Annotated in this window: 17 protein-coding genes; 9 read left to right on the top strand and 8 right to left on the bottom strand. The window is 63.4% G+C overall.

Translation table 11 applies throughout. The annotated features are described in order from the left end of the window. The first annotated feature begins 107 nt into the window (after positions 1-107). Complete coding sequence (locus tag ACPPVP_RS13450) at positions 108-1178, top strand: glycosyltransferase family 4 protein (protein WP_426534915.1); 1071 nt, start codon at positions 108-110, stop codon at positions 1176-1178. A gap of 136 nt (positions 1179-1314) precedes the next feature. Here the strand turns inward: ACPPVP_RS13450 and ACPPVP_RS13445 are convergent, their stop codons facing one another. The 3 genes from ACPPVP_RS13445 to ACPPVP_RS13435 are packed head-to-tail and all read right to left on the bottom strand — an operon-like array spanning position 1315 to position 6400. Continuing rightward, on the bottom strand, positions 1315-3249 hold the full coding sequence (locus ACPPVP_RS13445) for an alkyl/aryl-sulfatase (RefSeq protein ID WP_426534913.1): 1935 nt from the start codon (positions 3247-3249) through the stop codon (positions 1315-1317). 40 nt (positions 3250-3289) lie between these two features. Next, positions 3290-5110 carry a flavin-containing monooxygenase gene (locus ACPPVP_RS13440; RefSeq protein WP_426534911.1) on the bottom strand — a complete coding sequence of 607 codons (1821 nt, stop codon included), beginning with the start codon at positions 5108-5110 and terminating at the stop codon, positions 3290-3292. Between the two features lie 48 nt (positions 5111-5158). Next, positions 5159-6400: an acyl-CoA dehydrogenase family protein gene (locus tag ACPPVP_RS13435; protein WP_426534909.1), complete on the bottom strand. Its 1242-nt coding sequence runs from the start codon at positions 6398-6400 to the stop codon at positions 5159-5161. 103 nt (positions 6401-6503) lie between these two features. Between ACPPVP_RS13435 and ACPPVP_RS13430 the strand changes: the two genes are divergently transcribed. Together ACPPVP_RS13430 and ACPPVP_RS13425 are read left to right on the top strand one after the other, a co-directional pair. Continuing rightward, positions 6504-7319, top strand: coding sequence for an IclR family transcriptional regulator (locus ACPPVP_RS13430; protein ID WP_426534907.1), 816 nt, complete (start codon positions 6504-6506; stop codon positions 7317-7319). Positions 7320-7381: 62 nt separating this feature from the next. Further along, complete coding sequence (locus ACPPVP_RS13425; protein ID WP_426534905.1) at positions 7382-8368, top strand: Bug family tripartite tricarboxylate transporter substrate binding protein; 987 nt, start codon at positions 7382-7384, stop codon at positions 8366-8368. 30 nt (positions 8369-8398) lie between these two features. On the opposite strand, the gene ACPPVP_RS13420 is transcribed toward ACPPVP_RS13425, so the two are convergent. Together ACPPVP_RS13420 and ACPPVP_RS13415 are read right to left on the bottom strand one after the other, a co-directional pair. Further along, positions 8399-8827: a DUF1772 domain-containing protein gene (locus ACPPVP_RS13420; RefSeq protein ID WP_426534903.1), complete on the bottom strand. Its 429-nt coding sequence runs from the start codon at positions 8825-8827 to the stop codon at positions 8399-8401. A gap of 218 nt (positions 8828-9045) precedes the next feature. Beyond that, positions 9046-10050 (bottom strand): ABC transporter substrate-binding protein, encoded by a 1005-nt coding sequence (locus ACPPVP_RS13415; protein WP_426534901.1) that lies wholly within the window; start codon positions 10048-10050, stop codon positions 9046-9048. Positions 10051-10148: 98 nt separating this feature from the next. Between ACPPVP_RS13415 and ACPPVP_RS13410 the strand changes: the two genes are divergently transcribed. The 6 genes from ACPPVP_RS13410 (at position 10149) to ACPPVP_RS13385 (ending at position 15363) form a co-directional block, all read left to right on the top strand. Next, positions 10149-10796: a TetR family transcriptional regulator gene (locus ACPPVP_RS13410; protein ID WP_426534899.1), complete on the top strand. Its 648-nt coding sequence runs from the start codon at positions 10149-10151 to the stop codon at positions 10794-10796. Positions 10797-10880: 84 nt separating this feature from the next. Next, positions 10881-11654 (top strand): ABC transporter permease, encoded by a 774-nt coding sequence (locus ACPPVP_RS13405; protein ID WP_426534897.1) that lies wholly within the window; start codon positions 10881-10883, stop codon positions 11652-11654. Positions 11655-11671: 17 nt separating this feature from the next. After that, positions 11672-12709, top strand: coding sequence for an NAD-dependent epimerase/dehydratase family protein (locus ACPPVP_RS13400; protein WP_426534895.1), 1038 nt, complete (start codon positions 11672-11674; stop codon positions 12707-12709). Then, positions 12696-13520, top strand: a complete 825-nt coding sequence (locus tag ACPPVP_RS13395; protein ID WP_426534893.1) for a GNAT family N-acetyltransferase — start codon at positions 12696-12698, stop codon at positions 13518-13520. Before ACPPVP_RS13400 ends, ACPPVP_RS13395 begins: the two co-directional genes overlap by 14 nt. An 11-nt stretch (positions 13521-13531) precedes the next feature. Then, complete coding sequence (locus ACPPVP_RS13390; protein WP_426534891.1) at positions 13532-14587, top strand: dihydrodipicolinate synthase family protein; 1056 nt, start codon at positions 13532-13534, stop codon at positions 14585-14587. Further along, entirely contained in the window at positions 14575-15363 is a 789-nt protein-coding gene (locus tag ACPPVP_RS13385) for an ABC transporter ATP-binding protein (RefSeq protein ID WP_426534889.1), read from the top strand. Before ACPPVP_RS13390 ends, ACPPVP_RS13385 begins: the two co-directional genes overlap by 13 nt. Before the next feature lie 2 nt (positions 15364-15365). Here the strand turns inward: ACPPVP_RS13385 and ACPPVP_RS13380 are convergent, their stop codons facing one another. The 3 genes from ACPPVP_RS13380 to ACPPVP_RS13370 form a co-directional block, all read right to left on the bottom strand. Beyond that, positions 15366-16529 (bottom strand): diguanylate cyclase domain-containing protein, encoded by a 1164-nt coding sequence (locus tag ACPPVP_RS13380; protein ID WP_426534887.1) that lies wholly within the window; start codon positions 16527-16529, stop codon positions 15366-15368. A gap of 122 nt (positions 16530-16651) precedes the next feature. Next, a complete protein-coding gene (locus tag ACPPVP_RS13375; protein WP_426534885.1) occupies positions 16652-17755 on the bottom strand; it encodes an ABC transporter ATP-binding protein in 1104 nt (367 codons plus the stop codon). Positions 17756-17783: 28 nt separating this feature from the next. Next, positions 17784-18818, bottom strand: a complete 1035-nt coding sequence (locus ACPPVP_RS13370) for an ABC transporter substrate-binding protein (protein WP_426534883.1) — start codon at positions 18816-18818, stop codon at positions 17784-17786. Positions 18819-18838: the final 20 nt, after the last annotated feature.

The following is an 18838-nucleotide window of genomic DNA, read 5'->3' as shown; positions in this document are numbered from 1 at the left end:
ATCTAAGGAACTTCGCAGATGCGGGAACGTTCCCGTTACTGGCACGCCGGTGTCGACCGTGGGCTGAGGGCTTTGTTCAACCAACATTCCAACCAGGAGACGTAAATATGCGCATCGCGCAGGTCGCCCCGCTGACAGAGGCTGTCCCCCCCAAATTGTACGGCGGCACCGAGCGGGTGGTGCACTGGCTTACCGAGGAACTTGTGGCACTCGGACATGACGTCACGCTGTTTGCCAGCGGCGATTCGCACACCTCCGCGAAACTGGACGCGACGTGGCCGAAAGCGCTGCGCCTTGACGGCTCGGTGCGGGATCCCAATGCACTACATATGGTGATGCTGGAGCGCGTGCGGCAGAAATGCGACGATGAAGAGTTCGATTTTCTCCACTTTCATCTCGACTACTATCCATTCTCGCTGTTCTACCGGCAGCCGACGCCGTTCCTGACCACCCTGCATGGCAGGCTCGACCTGCCGGAGCATCAGCCGGTCTTCAATACCTTCTCCAAGGTTCCGGTGGTCTCGATCTCCAACGCGCAGCGGCGGCCGGTGCCGCAGGCCAACTGGGTGCGTACCATTCTCCATGGATTGCCGGAGAATTTGCTGACGCCGCAGCCGGTGCAGCCGTCTTATCTCGCCGTGCTGGGGCGGATCGCGCCGGAAAAGGGCGTGGATCGCGCCATCCGCATCGCCGTCCGTTGCGGCATTCCGCTCAAGATCGCGGCCAAGGTCGATCGCGCCGACCAGGAATACTACGACGAGGTCATCTCGCCGCTGATCAAGGCCAATCCGCTGGTCGAATTTATCGGCGAGATCGGTGATCGCGAGAAACCCGGTTTCCTCAGCGGCGCAATCGGCCTTCTGGTGCCGATCGACTGGCCGGAGCCGTTCGGGCTTGTGATGATCGAAGCCATGGCCTGCGGCACACCCGTGCTTGCCTACAACCGCGGGTCGGTCCCGGAGATCATCGATCCCGGTCTCACCGGCTTCGTCGTGGAAGACGAAACCAGCGCCGTTGCCGTGGTCGACCGTCTTGCCACGCTGGACCGCGCCGCCATCCGCAAGCAGTTCGAAGCCCGCTTCACCGCGCGTCGCATGGCGCTCGATTATCTCGCCGCCTATCGCAGCCTGATGGAAAAAGCCGAGCCGCGGATCAAGCTGGTGAGCAGCGCGGAGTAGTGTGACAAAGGTCGCCGTCATTGCGCGACCGTAGGGTGGGCAAAGGCGCACTTGCGCCGTGCCCACCATCTATCCTCGACGCGAAACAATGGTGGGCACGCTTCGCTTTGCCCACCCTACGCGTTCTACACGTCACTCAACTCACCGCCGTCCGTTTCGGTTCGACGATCTCGAACATTCGTGGGAATTCATCCATCAACATCATCAACTCGGCGAGCCGCAGCGGATCGCCGACGACCTTGATCTTGCCGGCACCGACCGCTTCCGGGAACGTCGTCAGCTTGGCGATCACCTCGTCGAGCACGCCGCGCGGCAGCGTGAAGCCGGCGTCGGCATCGGACGCTTGCGCTCCGGCAGCATAGGTCAGCGCGGAATTTTCGAGATTGAGGATGAATGTCTCGTTCGTGTCGGTGAAATTCCAGTTCAGCACGATACGCTTGCCTTCGGCCTTGGGGCCATTGAGGCGCACGCCGAGCACGTCCCATAGCTGTTCGGTGCGCAGCGCCGCCAGCGTTTCGCGCGGCATCGTCGAACGCGGCGGCACCTTGGGCATGCCCTGTCGCAATTCCTGCGCGCCGAACAAATAGGCGTTGCGCCAGGTCGAACTTTCCGAGGCATAGCCGAGCTGCTCGAACGTATCGGCGAGCATCGCGCGCGCCGCCTGGTTGTCGGGCTCGGCGAAGACCAGATGGCTGAGGGCCTGCGCCACGAAGCGGAATTCGCCGTTGGCGAAATCCTTGGCCGCGCGCGCCAGGATCGCATCCGCGCCTCCCATGTATTCGACATATTTCTTGCCCGACTCGACCGGCGGCAGCGGATCGAGATTGACCGGATTGGCGTCGTACCAGCCGAGATATTTCTGGTAGATCGCCTTCACATTGTGGCGGATATGGCCGTAATAGCCCCGGCCGTGCCAGGCGCCCTCAAGGCTCGCCGGCAAGCGGATGGTTTCCGCGATTTCGGTTGCGGTGAGCCCGTGGTTCATCAGGCGGATGGTCTGGTCATGCGAGAATTTGTAGAGATCGCGCTGCTGGCGGATCATGGTGTCGATCCGCTCCTGTCCCCACACCGGCCAATGATGCTGGCCGCACATCGCGTCCGCCTTGCCGCCCCACATCTGCAGGGCTTCGCCGAGATATTTTGACCACGCCAGCGCGTCGCGCACGTCGGCGCCGCGGAACGGCAGCAGATTGTGGAAATTATGCGTGCAGTTCTCCGCGAGGTTCAAAAGCTTGTAGCGCGGGATGAAGAAATGCATTTCCGCCGGCGCTTCGCTGTTCGGCGCCATCTGGAATTCGAATTCCACGCCGTCGATGGTTCTGGTGTCACCGGTTGCGATGATCAGATCAGTGGGGCGCAGCAGCGCGACCGCGCCAGCCGCCATGGTCTTGCCAAGCCCGCAATCGACCTGCCCGCGCACGCCTTTGGCCAGCAAAGGTCCGAACTGGTACATCGCCCGGCGCAGCATCGCCGGGCCGGCGATGATGTTCTCGGAAACCGCGTGTTCCATGAACAGGTTGGGCGCAATGATCGGAACCTTGCCGCTCGCGAGCGTTTCGTCATCGAGCACGCCGCGCGCGCCGCCCCAATGGTCGGTATGGGTGTGGGTGAAGATGACGGCGCTGACCGGCCGTTTTCCCCGGTGCTGGAAGTAGAGCTCCATCGCGGCCCGCGCGCCCTCGATCGAGGTCAGCGTATCCACCACGATGACGCCACGCTCGCCCTCGATCAGCGTCATGTTGGCGATGTCGAGCCCGCGCACCTGATAGACGCCGGGCACCACCTCGAACAGGCCGTGATGCATGTTGAGCCGCGATTGCCGCCACAGGCTGGGGTCGACGGTCGGCGGCGCTTGTTCCGCTGACAGGAAGCCGTAGGGCTCCAGACTCCAGACCGTCCTGCCCTGCGGCGAGGTGATCTTCGCGTTCTCCACGCTGCCGAGAAAGCCGCGTGCGGCGTCATCGAAATCCCTGATGTCAGAGAACGGCAGCGCCTTCAGCGTCGCCGCATGCTGCGCGATGACGGAAGCGGAGGCCTCTTTCGGGGTTTCCGTCGTGGCTGGTTGGCTCATTGTTGAGTACTCCCTTGCGCAAACAAAATCGGAACTGACGTCAGCGGAACTGCAGCCCCTCGAACTGGCCGCTGCTACGCCACCCATCGATATATTTGAAATAGGCCATCGGTCCCGCCGGGTGGCCGACATTGAGCTTGGCCGCCGGCCCCGGCTCGCGACCTTCATTGTTGTAGTAGCCCGGCGTGCAGTCGGGCGAGCCGATCATGCGGCCCGCGCCGGTCAGCAGCAGCTCGACCCAGCGATCCTCGGCTTCTTTTGTCACTTCGACTTCCTTGTAACCGTTCGCTTGCGCATGCCGCACCATCAGCGCAATCGTCTTCGCGGACTCCGTCAGGTTATGCGGCACGTTGGAGATCAGATTGGCGCCCTGCGTCGGCTGAACCAAGAACGCGTTCGGAAAGCCGTGGACGTGGATGCCGTGCTTGGTGCGCATGCCGGTGCCCCAATGCTCCGATAGCCTGACGCCGCCACGGCCGGCCAGATCGAAGCCGGCGCGCCGCTTGTATTCGGTGCCGACCTCGAACCCGGAGGCGTAGATGATGCAGTCGAGCTGGTATTCCTTGCCGGCAACGACGACGCCGTTCTCGGTGATCCGCTCGACGCCCTTGCCGTCGGTATCGACCAGATGCGTGCCCGGCGTGTTGAAGGCCTGCAGATAGGCGTCATGGAAGCACGGCCGCTTGCAGAGCTGGCGATACCAGGCTTTTAGTTTCGCCGCCGTTTCGCGGTCGCTGACGATCGCATCGACCCTCGCCCGGATTTCCTCCATCTTCTCAAAATCGGAATCCTCGAACGCCGCCAGCATGTTTGGCGGGGTGCGCTGCTCGCGCGGCAGATCCATAATTTTTGCGCGGATGCGCCGCGACAAATCAGTCCAGCCGTCCTGCACCAGATCTTCTTCCGCGGAGCCGCCGGCCTGGTTGGCGGTAAAATTCTCCAGCCAGCGCTGTTGCCAGCCGGGCAAAGCGATCTGCGAAAACCATTCGGGATCGATCGGCGCATTGGCTCTGACGTCGACGGACGACGGCGTGCGCTGGAAGACGTAGAGCTCCTTGCAAGCGCGCGCGAGATACGGCACGCACTGCACGGAGGTGGCGCCGGTGCCGATGATGCCGACGCGCTTGTCCTTCAACTTCTCCATCAGCGCGCCCGACGGGCTACCGCCGGTGTAGTCGTAATCCCAACGGCTGGTGTGGAACGAGTGCCCCTTGAAGAACTCGATGCCTTCGATGCCGGGAAGCTTTGGCACATGCAGCGGCCCGGTGCCCATGCCGACGAATTGCGCGGTGAAGGCATCGCCGCGATTGGTGCGGATGGTCCAGCGCGATTGTGCTTCGTCCCAGTCGAGGCTTACGACCTCGGTGTGAAACAGTGCGTTGTCGTACAGGCCATATTGCTTTCCGATGCGCTGGCAGTGCGCGAGGATTTCCGGCGCATGCGCATATTTCTCGGACGGCATGTGGCCGGTTTCTTCGAGCAGCGGCATGTAGACCATCGACGCGGTATCGCATTGCGCGCCCGGATACCGGTTCCAGTACCAGGTGCCACCGAAGTCACCGCCCTTTTCGATGATGCGGACATCCCTGATGCCGGCTTCCGACAAGCGCGCGGCGGTGGCGAGGCCAGCAAAGCCGCCTCCGATGAAGGCGAAGGTGACGTGGTCGGTCTTCGGATCGCGCGGGGTGACCGGCGTATAGGGATCGTCAAGATAATGCGCGAGCTGTCCCGCGACGCGCAGATACTGGTCGTTGCCATCGGGACGCAGCCGCTTGTTGCGCTCCTCGAGATATTTCTGGCGCAGCCGCTCCTTGTCGATCGAAGCGTTCTGCGAAGCCCGGGGTTGATCGGTAATCGTCATCCGAAGACGCCTTTCAAGGAATTACGAGACGTGCCGTCTTAACACCGCTCAGGACGGATGTGCGGCGAGATACGGCGAGTTTGCAATCGACCAGGACGGCATCGGCTCCATACGAAAGATCTGCCGCAGATGCACCTCATCAGGGCCGTCGCCGATCCGCAACAGGCGGCCCCAGGCCAGCGCCTGATGGATCGGCGTATCGTCGGAACCGCCCATCGCGCCGAACACCTGCATGGCGCGGTCGGCGATCCGCTGCAGCATCGCCGGCACCGCGACCTTGATCAGCGAGACGTCGCGCCACGCGTCCTGATGGCCGGCCTGATCGAGCCGCCACGCGCAGCGATAGGCGAGCAACCGCGCCTGTTCGAGCTCGACGCGGGATTCGGCGATCCAGCGCTGCACGGTGTCGTACTGGATCACAGTGCGCCCGAAGGCGGAGCGCTCTGACGAGCGCACCATCATCAGTTCGATCAAGAGTTCGCACAGCCCGATCGAGCGCATACAATGATGGATGCGCGCCGGCCCCAAGCGAATCTGCGCTACCTTGAATCCTTCGCCCTCAGCGCCGAGCAGGTTCGCGCGAGGCACGCGAACGTTATCGAAGGCAAGCTCGCCGATCGGGGCGACATGATCTTCGCAGCCCATCCAACGCAGCCGCCGCACCAGACGAACGCCCGGTGTCTCCATCGGCACGATGATGCAGGAATGGCGGCCGGTGCGGTCGGCACCGGAATCGGTCACGCCCATCACGATCAGAAAACTGCACCGCGGATGCGCGGCGCCGGTGATGAACCATTTCCGTCCGTTGATGACGTAGTCGTCGCCGTCGCGGACCATGCGCGTGGCGATGTTGGTGGCATCGGAGGAGGCCACGTCGGGTTCGGTCATGCCGAACGCCGAGCGGGTTTTGGCCTCCAGCAGCGGCTGCAGCCAGCGCGCCTTCTGCTCAGGAGTGGCGCAATCCTGCAGCGCGATCATGTTGGGCACGTCGGGCGCCTGACAGTTGAAGACTTCTGGCGCCCAGAACAGCCGGCCCATGATTTCCGCCAGCGGCGCATATTCGAGATTGGAAAGCCGGGTGCCGGGCTCGTCATCGGCCAGCTCGGGAAGGCCGAGATTCCACAGCCCTGCTGCCCGCGCCTTGCTTTGAAGGTCGCCCATGAAGGGGGCGGCCTCGCCCCTGGCGACGTGCCCAAGCCAGGCGCGATGGCGCGGCAGCACTTCGTGGTCGAAGAAGGTCTGCAGCTTCTCCAGCCATGCTTCCGATCGACCGGAAAGATCGAAATCCATGTCGCCTCCCGTATTTTGGGCGGAACCTAAGCGTATATCGACACGACTTGCAAATTCATTTCGATATATTGACATAGTTCCGGATTTTGACCAATCTTTGATCATGGCAGCGATCTCAACCATCGGTCCCTCTTCCAGTGCCAAGGCACCGGAGGACCACGCCGACCCCTCCTTCGCGACCACGCTGGCGCATGGGCTCGACGTGCTGGCGGCTTTCCGCAACCGCACTGGCTCGCTGTCGAATGCCGATCTCGCGCTGCATACCGGCCTGTCGCGGCCGACGGTGTCGCGGCTGACCTACACGCTGGCGCAGCTTGGCTATCTCAAGCGCGACGCCAAGGGACGCTTCCAGCTCGGCCTCGGGATTCTGGCCGCCGCCTATCCGGTGTTGTCGGCGCTAAAAGTCCGGCAACTGGCGCGGCCGCTGATGCGTGACTTCGCGTCCTATACCGGTGGCACGGTTTCAATCGCGATGCCGTTCGGGCTCGACTTCATCTATGTCGAAACGCTGCGCACCACCGATGCCGTGACGCATTTGCCCGATGTCGGCTTTGCCAGCTCGCTGGCGCCCACCGCCGTCGGCCGCGCTTTGCTGTCGCTGTTCACCAGGGAAGAACTCGACGCCTATGTGGCTGATGTGAAGGCCGAGCGTCCGGAGGAAGCCGACTATGTGCAGGCGCGGACGCTGCCCGATGTCGAGCTTTGCAAGGAGCGCGGCTTTGCGATCTCGCTCGGCGAATGGCGGCGCGAGATTTTTGGCGTCGCCGCGCCGCTGTACCGCACCGCCTCGGGCGACTGCCTTGCCGTCAATTGCGGTATCCCGTCGTTTCGTTTCAACGCCGAACAAATCGAACGCGAATGCGCGCCACGCATGCTGGGCCTGGCGCGCAGCATCAGCTCGCTGGTAGCCAACGACTGAATACCCCCGACAGAGGGGCAAGGCGCATCGCTCGACCGGTGCGCGACATATGGGGAAGGAAGATGAGCCGGATCAAAACCGCGCTGGGCCTTGCCGTGGGTTTTGCCTTGGGCGCGGCCATGCTGTTCGCCAATACCGCGCAGGCGCAGAGCAATTACCCAAACCGCCCGATCCGCATCATCGTGCCCTACCCCGCCGGCGGCATCGTCGACATGGTCGCCCGCGCTGTGACCGAACAGGTCGGCCGTGACTGGAAACAAACGGTCGTCATCGAAGCAAGGCCGGGCGGCAACAGTAATATCGGCACATCAGCGGTCGCACGCAGCGAACCGGATGGCTACACCTGGCTCGTCACCGGCCCGGCGGCGCTGGTCAATCCGACGCTCTACAAGGACGCCGGCTGGGACGCGCTCAGGGATCTCAGATGCGTCGGCCTTGCGGTCTGGAACCAAAGCGTGGCGCTGGTCCATCCGTCGATGCCGGCCAGCACCATCAAGGAATTCGTCGAGATCGCGCGCAAGAAGCCGGGAGAATTGAACTTCGGAAATCCCGGCACCGGCTCCTCGATCGACCTGAGCGCGCAAAAGCTGTTTCAGGCGGCCGACATCAAGCTCACCAATGTCGGTTATAAGGGCCAGCCGCAGGCCCTGATCGACCTGATGACGAATCTGATGCATTTCGAAATCGTCTCGCTCGAACTGGCGTTGCCGCACATCAAGGCCGGCAGCGTGAAGCCGCTTGCCGTGATGACGGACAAACGTGTCGCCGACCTGCCCGACGTGCCGACGATTGCGGAAGCGGGATTTCCGGAAGCTACTTACGTGCCCTGGTATGGCATCTACGTTCAGGCGGGCACGCCGGACGCCGTCGTCGCGAAGATCAACGACGGCATCAACAAGGCGCTGCAGAATCCGGACGTGCAGCGCCAACTCGCGATCGCAAATATCCCGGGCAAGCCGATGCCGCTCGCGGAGCTCACTGCGCTGATGAAGGCGGACTACGAGAAACTGACGAAGGTAATCGCGACCTCGGGCATGGCGCTGCAGTGACGCGGCCTGCAGGGCACGGCGATCCACTCGCTAATTGAGCGCCCACAGGTAGGCCAGCGTCGCCGCGATCCCGAGAGCCGTTCTGACCGCGTGCAGGCCTCCCCACTTCACGATCAGCGCGCGTGACTGCGGACCGGCGCCCTCCTCGGCAATCGCCTTCAATGCGTTGTTGGTCGGCATGATGCCCAACAGCGTATACGGCCAGTTGGCGAGAATGAGCACCGCGCCGACGGTCCAGCGCCAATCCCCGGTCGCCCAGGCAGCAATCAGGCCGAGCGCGCCCGAAATCACTGCCCCACTCGCCTGCATCTGAAAGCCGCGGTCGTAGCTTGGTTTCCACTGCTTGAGGAGGGCTCGGTCATCAAGACCAAGACGCGCCGGCTGCTCGGCGAAGTTGACGTAGAAGGCGGCCCCGGCGAACGCGGCGGCGACGATCGTCGCAAGCTGTCCTGCAAGCATGATTCACTCCGCATCACCTGTTCAAGGCCATCGTGGACCTCAGCCATGGCGCTGCAGTGACGAGGGCAGATTCTCTCCTCACGTCATTGCGAGGAGAGGAGCGACGAAGCAATCCACATCTCAGGAAGCGGAGAAATGGATTGCTTCCGCCTTCGCCAAGGCTTCGGCGGACAAGTCGCTGCACTCGCAATGACGGGGGAGAGATCGCGATCCAACCGTCACTTCTTCACCTTGCTGGCATCCATCTTCACGTTCGTATCCAGCATCTTGACCGAGAACGCCGTGTTCACGTCGAACGGCTTTTCCATGCCGAGATAGGTCTGCACCAGCTCGTAGTCCTTCTTCATGCGCTCGGCGTCGATCCAGCCCAGCGCCCTGGTCGTAGTGAACTCGTCCGTCATCAGGAACTTGATGCGCTCCCACTGGCGCTGCTGGTTTTCCTTGTCGTGGCCGGAAGCCTGGTCGAGCAGCGCCTTGAGGCACGGCTCGACGTCGGCGACGCAGGCGGCGTAGGCCTTCTGGCTGATCTTGACGAATTCCTCGACCAGCTTCGGGTTCTTCTCCAGAAACGCGCCGTTGACGATCAGCGAGTTGCCGTAGGGATTGAGCCCGATGTCCTTCCAGTTGACGTAGCCGAGATCGGCGCCGAACTCGATCGCCTTGAGATCGTGCTCATTGTAGAAATCGCTGATGATATCCACCGTATGGGCCTTCAGGGCCGCGATCTTGGCGGTCGGCCCGACATTGACGAAGCTTACCGAGTCAGGCGCGATGCCGGCGGCCTTGGCAAAGGCCGGCCACATGACCCGCGAGGCATCGCCGGGCGGATTGCCGATCTTGTGGTTCGGAAAATCCTTTGGCCCGTTCACGCCATAACTCTTCAGCCAGTAGAAGGTCTGGCCGGTATTGGCGTAGATGCTCATCAGCGCCACCACGTCGGCGCCCTTGCTCTTGGCCACCAGCATGGTCGCGAGATCGGCGATGCCGAACGGCGAGCCGCCGGAGCCGACCTTCAGCGAGGAGACGCCGGAGCCCTTGCCGACCTCGATCGTCAGGTCGATGCCGGCCTTTTCGTACCAGCCCTGCGCCTTGGCGTAATAGAACGGCGAATGATCCGCCGTCGGCGTCCAGTTCAGGATCAGGTTGACAGCCTCGGCGGCCGCACAGGGCGCAGCCGGTAGGGCCAGCGCAAGCGCCAGTCCCGTAATTCGCAACCCCTTCATGGCAACCCTCCTCGTTTTGCAACCGATCTTGTCGCCGCACGCCGGTGACGCTACCAATGCAACAAGGACCAGACGACTTGTCAACTATTTGGTTGGAAATGCCCAAAAAACGATCTGATGACTTAAAGCCGCAGCGGCGCGATCCGGCCGCAACCCGCAGGAAACTGCTGACGGCGGCGCGGCGCGAATTCGCCGACAGCGGCCTTGCCGGAGCCCGGGTCGACGAGATCGCCGCGCGGGCGGGCGTCAACAAGCAGCTCGTCTATCACTATTTCGGCGACAAGGACGCGCTGTATCTGGCGGTGCTGGAATGGGTCTATGAGGAAATCCGCGCCCAGGAGCGCAAGCTCAACCTCGAGGGATTGCCGCCTGAGCAGGCGATCAAGAAGCTGATCGAGAGCTCCTTCGACCACCTCGCCGCGCATCCCGACTTCATCGTGCTGCTGAACGACGAAAACCGCGGCGGCGCCCGCCATGTGCGCGGCTCGCGCAAGCTGGAAGCGATGCATTCCCCGCTGGTCAGCCTGGTTTCGACCATCCTCGGCCAGGGCGTCAAAGCCGGCATATTCCGCAAGGGTATCAACCCGGTACACCTCTACATCTCGATTGCAGGCCTCAGCTATTTCTACTTTTCGAACACGCCGACGCTGTCGGCGATCTTCGGCAAGGACCTGTCGAGCCGGTCCGCCCGGCAGGCCCGCCGCAGGCACGTGGTCGATCTGGTGATGCATTCGCTGCGGCCGTAATCAACCAGATGGTTGATTAGTGAAAGTGGCCGCGATAGATTGTCGCCACACGGCCGGCAACCGGGCGCGTGGCCAGGAGAGTGCATGGTGTTCAGCGGTGACGGCGGATCGGCACGGTCTTTTGCGATCATTCTGATCGTGCATCTGGCTGTGATCGTGCTGTGGCAGGTGCTGGTCGACGCCTTCCAGGTGCCGAAATTCATCCTGCCCTCGCCGCTCGCAACCATCAAGACGCTGGCATCGCCCAACTATGCCTGGCTTTCCAATCTCGCGGTGACGGCGGCCGAAATCCTCGGCGGGTTCTGCCTCGGCGCGCTGGTCGGCGTCATGCTGGCGGTGATGTTTACCTGGTCACCGCTGATCAGCCTGTTGCTGCTGCCGCTGTTCGTGACGCTGAACATGATTCCGAAGGTGGCGCTTGGGCCCCTTTTCATCGTCTGGTTCTCCTACGGGATATTCCCGAACATCCTGATCGCGTTTTCGATCTGCTTCTTCCCGATTTTGCTCACCACCGCCCGCGGGCTGAGCGAAGTCGAACCTGATTTGCTCGATCTCGTAAAATCGCTGCGCGGCTCGCGCTGGACGCTGTTCCGAAAGATCCAGTTGCCGGGCGCGCTGCCTTACGTGTTTTCCGGAATGAAGGTCGGTGCGATCCTGGCGGTGGCCGGCGCCATCGTCGGCGAGTTCATCGCCTCCGAGCGCGGGCTCGGCTATCTCATGATCCAGGTGCAGTCCTCGCTCGATACGCCGGCAATGGTGATGGCCGTCGTGCTCCTGACATTGCTGGGCGTAGCGCTGTACGGGCTTGTGCTCGGGTTGGAGCGGATGTTCGTCGTCCGCGACATCCGGCTGCAATAAGAAGACAGGGAAGAAACATGCTGCTCACGCGCGAAAGCCTGCCGCAGACGATCTCGGATATCGCAGCGCTCGACGACCTGCTATGCCGCCCGAGCCAGGCGCTGATCGACGATCTCCGCAAAGTCGACGGCGACATCATGATTTTGGGCGTTGCCGGCAAGATGGGGCCGACATTGGCGGGCCTTGCCAAGGCCGCGGTGCCCGAACGCCGCGTGATCGGCGTCGCCCGCTTTAGCGATCCCGCCGTCAAGGACTGGCTGCAGGCGCGCGGCGTCGAGACCATCAATTGCGACCTGCTCGACGAGGCCGCCATCAAGGCGCTGCCGAAGATTCCAAATATCGTGTTCATGGCCGGCCGCAAGTTTGGCGCCGAGGGTGATTTGTCGCTGACCTGGGCGATGAACTCGCACGTCCCTGCCCTGGTCGCGCAGGCGTTTGCGGGGTCGCGCATCGTCGCGTTCTCGACCGGCTGCGTCTATCCGTTCGTGCCGGTCGATGGCAAAGGCTCCGACGAAGACATGGCGCCCAACCCGCCCGGCGAATACGCGCAGTCCTGCGTCGGGCGCGAGCGCATGTTCGAATACTTTTCGAAAAAGCATTCGACGGCCGGACGGCTGTTCCGGCTCAACTACGCGATCGACATGCGCTACGGCGTGCTGCACGACATCGCCAGCAAGGTGTTGCAGGGCAAGCCAATCGACGTCAGCCTCGGCCATGTCAATTTCATCTGGCAGGGCGACGCATCCGCGCAGGCGCTGCGGTGTCTGGCGCATTGCGAGACGCCGACCTCACCGATCAATGTCAGCGGCCACGAGATCCTCGCCGTGCGCGATCTCGCTACAAAATTCGGCCAGCGTTTCGGCCGCGCGCCCGTGATCGTTGGCAAGGAAGAGCCGACGGCCTGGCTGACCGATACCTCGCAGGCAGTAAAGCTGTTCGGCCTGCCGATCGTCGATACCGAACAACTGATCAGGTGGACCGCAGACTGGGTGTCGCGATCAATGCCGAGCCTCGGCAAGCCCACCAAATACGAGGTGCGTGATGGCCGCTACTGAGCCGATCGACATCATCGAGCTCGGCGTCGGCGACGCGCAGGCCGGGCTCGTGCTGTCGACCGAAGCGGGCTGGAACCAGAACGAGGCCGACTGGCGGTTCTTCCTGAGCCAGGGCGTTGTGTTCGGCATGCGGGACGGCGCGCGGCTGGTAGCGACCGCCGCGCTGCTGCGCTACTCGGCCGGCAATGCCTGGATCAGCATGGTGCTGGTCACCGCGGATTTTCGCCGCCGCGGCATTGCGACGAAACTCGTCGATGCCTGTCTCAACGTGGCGGCTGAGCGCGGTCTCACGACCTGGCTGGACGCGACCCCCGCCGGCGCCACCGTCTACGGTCCGCTCGGCTTCACGCCGACGCTGCAATTGAGACGGTTGCGGCTAACGAAGCCGCAAGGCGCTGGGGCGTCTCGGTCACTATCGGCGGGTCACCTCGACGCCTTGGCCGCACGCGATGCCAGCGCCATGGGCTTTGACCGCAGCACATTGCTGTCGGAATTTTCCGCGCGCCCGGGCTCGCGCATCGTGTCTGACGATCGCACCGTGGCCCTCGTCCGCGACGGACGCACCGCGCGGCATATCGGCCCGCTGCTGGCCGATCGCGCCGATCAGGCGCTCGCGCTGGTGGATGCCATCGTCCGCTCCGAGACGGGGCCGTGGCTGATCGACGCCGTCCATTCTCAGGAAGAATTTTTGAGCGGCCTCGTCGCATCGGGCTGGAACATCGAGCGGCCGTTTCAGCGCATGTGCTTTGGCCCGGCAGCCATTTCCCCCGCGCAGCCGCCGTTCGCCGTGGCCGGCCCGGAATTTGGATAGGAAGTACCGTCATGCATCATAGCGAAATCAGAGCTGACATTCGGAAGTTGATCGCCGACGGCACGGTACTCCCCGCGCATCCGCTCGCGCTCGACGCCAACCGCAAGCTCGACATCAGGCATCAGCGGGCGCTGACGCGCTATTACCTCGATGCCGGCGCTGGCGGATTGGCCGTTGGCGTCCACACCACGCAATTCGCGATCCGCGACGTCGGGCTGTACCGGCCGGTGCTGGAGCTGGCGGCGGAAACCGCGGCTTCATGGACCAAGCGACCGATCGCGATGGTCGCGGGGCTCGCCGGTCCGACCGGGCAAGCCACGGCGGAGGCGCAAACGGCACGCGGCATCGGCTACCACGCCGGCCTGCTCAGCCTTGCCGCGATGAAATCGGCATCCGAAGACGAGATCATCGCCCACTGCGAGGCGGTGGCGCGCGAGATCCCGCTGGTCGGCTTCTATCTGCAGCCGGCGGTCGGCGGCGTCATCCTCAGCGCCGATTTCTGGCGCCGCTTCGCGTCCATCGACAACGTCATCGCCATCAAGATCGCGCCGTTCAACCGCTACCGGACGCTCGACGTCCTGCGCGGGGTGGCGGCGGCCGGCGCGCTCGACCGCGTCGCGCTCTATACCGGCAATGACGATCACATCCTGCTCGATCTGATGCTGCCGTTCGACCTGCGCGACAAGGGTGTCACCACTCGCGCATACTTCAAGGGCGGTCTCCTTGGGCACTGGTCGGTCTGGACCGCGAGCGCGATCAAGCAGTTCGAGATGTGCAAGGCCGCGCGCGGCAAGGACAGCCTGCCGGCGGACCTGCTGGCGCTCGACGCCCGTGTGACCGATTGCAACAGCGCGTTTTTCGATGTCGCCAATAATTTTCACGGCTGCATCGCCGGCTGTCATGAAATCCTGCGGCGGCAAGGGTTGATGCAGGGGCTGTGGTGCCTCGATCCCGCCGAGGGACTCAGCCCCGGACAGATGCAACAGATCGATCGCGTCTGCCGCGAGCATGCCGATCTTTCCGACAACGCCTTCGTGAAGGCTAACCTGCAGAAATGGCTGGCATGAGCGCCGAAGAGCCCTTCATCAGCCTGCAGAACGTCCGCAAGATCTATCGGTCCAAGGGCGCGGAATTCCTCGCCGTCTCCGACGTCACCATGGACGTCAGGGAAGGCGAGCTGGTTTCGCTCGTCGGCCCCTCCGGCTGCGGCAAGACCACGGTGCTGAAGATTTTGGCCGGCCTGCATGACGCCGACGGTGGCACCATCAAGATCGGCAATTCGAAAACCCCGTTCGACCCGGCCCGCGATATCGGCATGGTGTTCCAGCAGGCACTCTTGCTGAAGTGGCGAACCATTTTGGACAACGTGCTGCTGCCGGCCGAAATCGTCGGCCTGCCGATGAAGGCCGCACGGACCCGCGCCCGCGATCTGCTCAACCTGGTCGGCCTCTCCGGTTACGAAGACAAATATCCGCAGCAATTGTCCGGCGGCATGCAGCAGCGCACGGCGATTGCACGCGCCTTCATCCACGATCCAAAACTGATCCTGATGGACGAGCCGTTCGGCGCGCTCGACGCGCTGACCCGCGAACAGATGAACCTCGAAATGCTGCGGATCTGGCGCGAGAGCGGCAAGACCATTCTGTTCGTGACGCACAGCATTCAGGAAGCCGTGTTCCTGGCCTCACACTGCGCGGTGCTCACGTCCGGACCTGCGAAGATGGCAGAATACTTCCCGATCGACCTGCCCTTCCCGCGCGACCTGCCGATCAAGACCACCGACGAGTTCGGCGCCTATGCGCGGCGGATCTATGCCAGCCTCGGGCTCGGAACGGGGGAATGAGGTCAGGCGGCGCGCTGGCGGCTGTGATCGTCATCCGCGAGGGCCGGCTCGGCCGCGAAGACGTAGCCGCCGCGCCGCTCCTTCGCACGATACAACGCCGCGTCGGACCGGGAGAGCAGCGCCTCGACGGTCCTGCCGTGGTCCGGCGACAAGGCAATGCCGATGCTGGCCCCGATGACGATCTCATGATCGCCGACCCGATAGGGCGCGCTGATCGTCTCGAAGATCCGCTGCGCCATGGCTTCGGCATCGCCGCGGGACTGCGGCGCCCTCTGGACCACAATGAATTCGTCGCCGCCCATACGGACGACGAGATCGGATCGGCCGGCAAGCGACGACAACCTTGCCGCCACCTGCCGCAGCAGGGCGTCTCCGACCGGATGACCAAAGCGGTCATTGGCGGTCTTGAAATGATCGAGGTCGATGGCATGGACCGCGGCCAGGGCGCCGCCGTGTCCCGTGACGATCTCCGCGAGGTCAGTGACGAGCACGGACCGATTGAGCAGGCCGGTCATGGGGTCGATACGCGCAAGCTGTTCGAACTTCCGCTTCAGCGACATCTGGTTCAACGTGTTGTCGTAAGACAAACGAACCATCTCGACGCCGGCGGCGATAAAGACCAGGAACATGAAACCTAACGCAATATGCGGGGTATCCCATGCCTTCATGAAGGTCGCAACGACCGCGGGCAGACCCACGGCCGCAAAATCCAGGAGCGCCACCACGGGCCGCAGCGACAGCCGCGCGACGATCCCCGCGCTAAAGCCGAAGGCAATGCCGACCGCCATCACCAGGCAGATCGCGTCTCCGACGAACAGGCTACGGGCGGCAAACAGCCCGATGATCAGCGCAGTGGTGAAGCTGCCCACCGCGTAGCGCCGCTCCCAGACGATGGCCTCGGCCCGATCGCGCAGCGGCCTCCGGCGCGTTTCGCTCCGGAACGCGAGCACGCCGAACAGCCGTACGACAGCGACGACAACGCCGACGATCGTCAGCGCCGCGGAGAGGCGGTCCCCGGTCTCGCTGACCGAGATCGCGCCGACAATCGCCTGACAACCGCCGGCAATCAGGATAGGGACCGTGGTCCCGTAAAGATTGCCGATAACTTCCAGATAGACGGCATCGGAGATCGACGCAGCGCCAGACTTGAATCTCCCGAACGGCATGATTTCCCCCCGATACACCGGCAACATACCGGAAGGGCGTAAAGGCACCGGGGTCCAGATTGCTAAAATTGAATCGACCTCAGCGCATTCAGGATGCATTAACTGCATCTCAGGGGGCGCCGCTATTCGTAAGCCGACGGCCCGGTGTCGCGATAAGCCCACAGGCATTCGCGCGGCAGCGAGACCGGCGCCTCGACACCGACCTGGTGGCGCGCGGCGGTACCGAGCTCGATCACCTCGAGCCGCTTGCCGAACAACTCGATGCCGTAGGCCGTCTGCGTGCCCTGGTAGCGGCGGTCGAGGACCTTGGCGGAAAACGTGTTCGCGCAGTCCTGCCGCCCGATCGCGATGTTTTCCGGCCGCAGCGCCACGCGCACTTTCTCGTCCGGCGCCAGCGCGTGGAACAGCGCGACCTCGCCCTGCCTGCCCTCGCCGAAATCGACTGTGCCGAATTGGCCGCTGCGCGAGACCAGCGTGCCCGCGAGCTCGTTGGTCGCGCCGGTGAAGTTGGCGACGAACAAATCCGCCGGACGGTTATAGATCACATCCGGCGTATCCATCTGCAGCAATTTTCCGTCGCGCATCACGCCGATGCGGTCGCCAAGCACCACGGCTTCTGCCTGGTCATGGGTGACGTACAGCGCGGTCATCCCGGTCTGCTTGAGGATGACGCGAAGATCGTCGCGCAGCCGCAGGCGCAGCTTGGCGTCGAGATTCGACAAGGGCTCGTCGAGCAGCAGCAGTTGCGGCCGGTAAACGATGCTGCGCGCCAGCGCCACGCGCTGCATCTGGCCGCCTGATAAGGCGACCACCGGCCTTTCGGCATATTCCGACAGGCCGACCAGTTCGAGCGCCTCGTCGACCTTGCGGCGGGCGTCGCTGCGCGAAAGCTTTCGGTGTTTTAGCGGATAGACCACGTTCTGCCGCACCGTCATGTGCGGCCAGACCGCATAGGACTGAAACACCATGCCAAGGTTGCGCGCGCGCGGCGGCACCAGGATCCCGCGCTCGGGCGACGAGACGACCCTGCCGGCAATGCTGATCTCGCCGGACGTCGGATGCTCCAGCCCCGCGACACAGCGCAGCGTCGTGGTCTTGCCGCAGCCGGAGGGGCCGAGCAGAACCACGATCTCGCCGGCCGGCACGCCAAAGCTGACGCCGTCGATCGCCGGCCGACCAATGGCAAACTGCTTGCGCAGGTCGGTGACTTCAAGGGTTGCCGTCATCGGTTCGATCGTTTCCCTGATCCGGCGATCATTGCGCGTAGCCGTAGGTCTTGTTCCAATCCGCGACCCAGGCCGCCTGGAGCTTCACATACTCATCGAACTTGGGAAACCAGACCTTGACCACTTTGGGATCGAAGCCTTCCGGATAGGCCGGCGGCACTTTCAACGATGTGAGGTTACCGAGCTCCTTGATCATGAAGGTCTGCCCCTCCTTCGACAGGCACCAGTTGAGAAACAGCTTTGCAGCATTGGGGTGCGCAGCGGTCTTTGGAATGCCCGACGCATAGGGATTGACCGGCGCACCTTCCGGCGGAAAGAAGATCTGGATCGGCGCGCCGTCCTTCTGCTTCGGATAGATCGCGTTATAGAGCAAAGGCCCCATGGCGATTTCGCCACGCACCAGCGAATCCGACATCGGCGCGCCCGAGGGATATAGTACCGGACGGGTCGCCGCCTGCTTGGCCCAATAATCCTCGCCGAGTACCTGACGCTCGAACATCACCCGCGTCCACGTAGTGCCGCCCGACGGGGCGATCACCTGTCCGGTCATTTTGTTGTATTCGGGCTTGGTGAGGTCCATCCAGGTCTTGGGCGGGTTCTTGACCAGCTCGGTGTTGTAGGCGATCGACCAAACCAGCGTGGCGCGCGGCCAGAGCTGGGGCGCGATCTGCGCGTCCGGATTGTAGTCGGCCGCGTTCGGCGGGGCGTAGTCCTGGAACATGTCCGCCATCGGCTGCATCAGCGCGCGGTCGGAATGATCGACCACGTCTGCGATCAATTTGCCGGCCGCGGCCTCGGTCTTCACGCGGGTGATCAACTGGCCGCCGGGCGCGCGCACCATCTCGACCTTGATTTCGGGGAAGCGCTTGTTGAAGGCCTTGATGACCTGCTGTTCCACCTCGGCGAAATTAGCGGTGTAGAACACCAGTCTGCCTTCGGCCTTCGCGGCGGCAATCAATTCGCGCGAACCGAACTCCTGCGCCTGTGCCGCCGCGCTCCATGTCAGCGCCAGGGCACCGATGCCGGCGATTGCGGCAATATTGCCCAGGATCCTTGCAGTCATAGCCAATCCTCCCGTTCGTC

Source organism: Bradyrhizobium sp. McL0615 (assembly GCF_049993905.1).
GTDB lineage: Bacteria > Pseudomonadota > Alphaproteobacteria > Rhizobiales > Xanthobacteraceae > Bradyrhizobium.
The sequence above is the reverse complement of the archived record's forward strand: the minus strand, read 5'-3'. Positions and strand labels throughout refer to the sequence as shown.

What these genes read in the sequence shown, in the direction of transcription:
- ACPPVP_RS13450 (WP_426534915.1), top strand. Translation starts at nt 108, where the DNA reads ATGCGCATCGCGCAGGTCGCCCCGCTGACAGAGGCTGTCCCCCCCAAA.
- ACPPVP_RS13445 (WP_426534913.1), bottom strand. Translation starts at nt 3,249, where the DNA reads ATGAGCCAACCAGCCACGACGGAAACCCCGAAAGAGGCCTCCGCTTCC.
- ACPPVP_RS13440 (WP_426534911.1), bottom strand. Translation starts at nt 5,110, where the DNA reads ATGACGATTACCGATCAACCCCGGGCTTCGCAGAACGCTTCGATCGAC.
- ACPPVP_RS13435 (WP_426534909.1), bottom strand. Translation starts at nt 6,400, where the DNA reads ATGGATTTCGATCTTTCCGGTCGATCGGAAGCATGGCTGGAGAAGCTG.
- ACPPVP_RS13430 (WP_426534907.1), top strand. Translation starts at nt 6,504, where the DNA reads ATGGCAGCGATCTCAACCATCGGTCCCTCTTCCAGTGCCAAGGCACCG.
- ACPPVP_RS13425 (WP_426534905.1), top strand. Translation starts at nt 7,382, where the DNA reads ATGAGCCGGATCAAAACCGCGCTGGGCCTTGCCGTGGGTTTTGCCTTG.
- ACPPVP_RS13420 (WP_426534903.1), bottom strand. Translation starts at nt 8,827, where the DNA reads ATGCTTGCAGGACAGCTTGCGACGATCGTCGCCGCCGCGTTCGCCGGG.
- ACPPVP_RS13415 (WP_426534901.1), bottom strand. Translation starts at nt 10,050, where the DNA reads ATGAAGGGGTTGCGAATTACGGGACTGGCGCTTGCGCTGGCCCTACCG.
- ACPPVP_RS13410 (WP_426534899.1), top strand. Translation starts at nt 10,149, where the DNA reads ATGCCCAAAAAACGATCTGATGACTTAAAGCCGCAGCGGCGCGATCCG.
- ACPPVP_RS13405 (WP_426534897.1), top strand. Translation starts at nt 10,881, where the DNA reads ATGGTGTTCAGCGGTGACGGCGGATCGGCACGGTCTTTTGCGATCATT.
- ACPPVP_RS13400 (WP_426534895.1), top strand. Translation starts at nt 11,672, where the DNA reads ATGCTGCTCACGCGCGAAAGCCTGCCGCAGACGATCTCGGATATCGCA.
- ACPPVP_RS13395 (WP_426534893.1), top strand. Translation starts at nt 12,696, where the DNA reads ATGGCCGCTACTGAGCCGATCGACATCATCGAGCTCGGCGTCGGCGAC.
- ACPPVP_RS13390 (WP_426534891.1), top strand. Translation starts at nt 13,532, where the DNA reads ATGCATCATAGCGAAATCAGAGCTGACATTCGGAAGTTGATCGCCGAC.
- ACPPVP_RS13385 (WP_426534889.1), top strand. Translation starts at nt 14,575, where the DNA reads ATGGCTGGCATGAGCGCCGAAGAGCCCTTCATCAGCCTGCAGAACGTC.
- ACPPVP_RS13380 (WP_426534887.1), bottom strand. Translation starts at nt 16,529, where the DNA reads ATGCCGTTCGGGAGATTCAAGTCTGGCGCTGCGTCGATCTCCGATGCC.
- ACPPVP_RS13375 (WP_426534885.1), bottom strand. Translation starts at nt 17,755, where the DNA reads ATGACGGCAACCCTTGAAGTCACCGACCTGCGCAAGCAGTTTGCCATT.
- ACPPVP_RS13370 (WP_426534883.1), bottom strand. Translation starts at nt 18,818, where the DNA reads ATGACTGCAAGGATCCTGGGCAATATTGCCGCAATCGCCGGCATCGGT.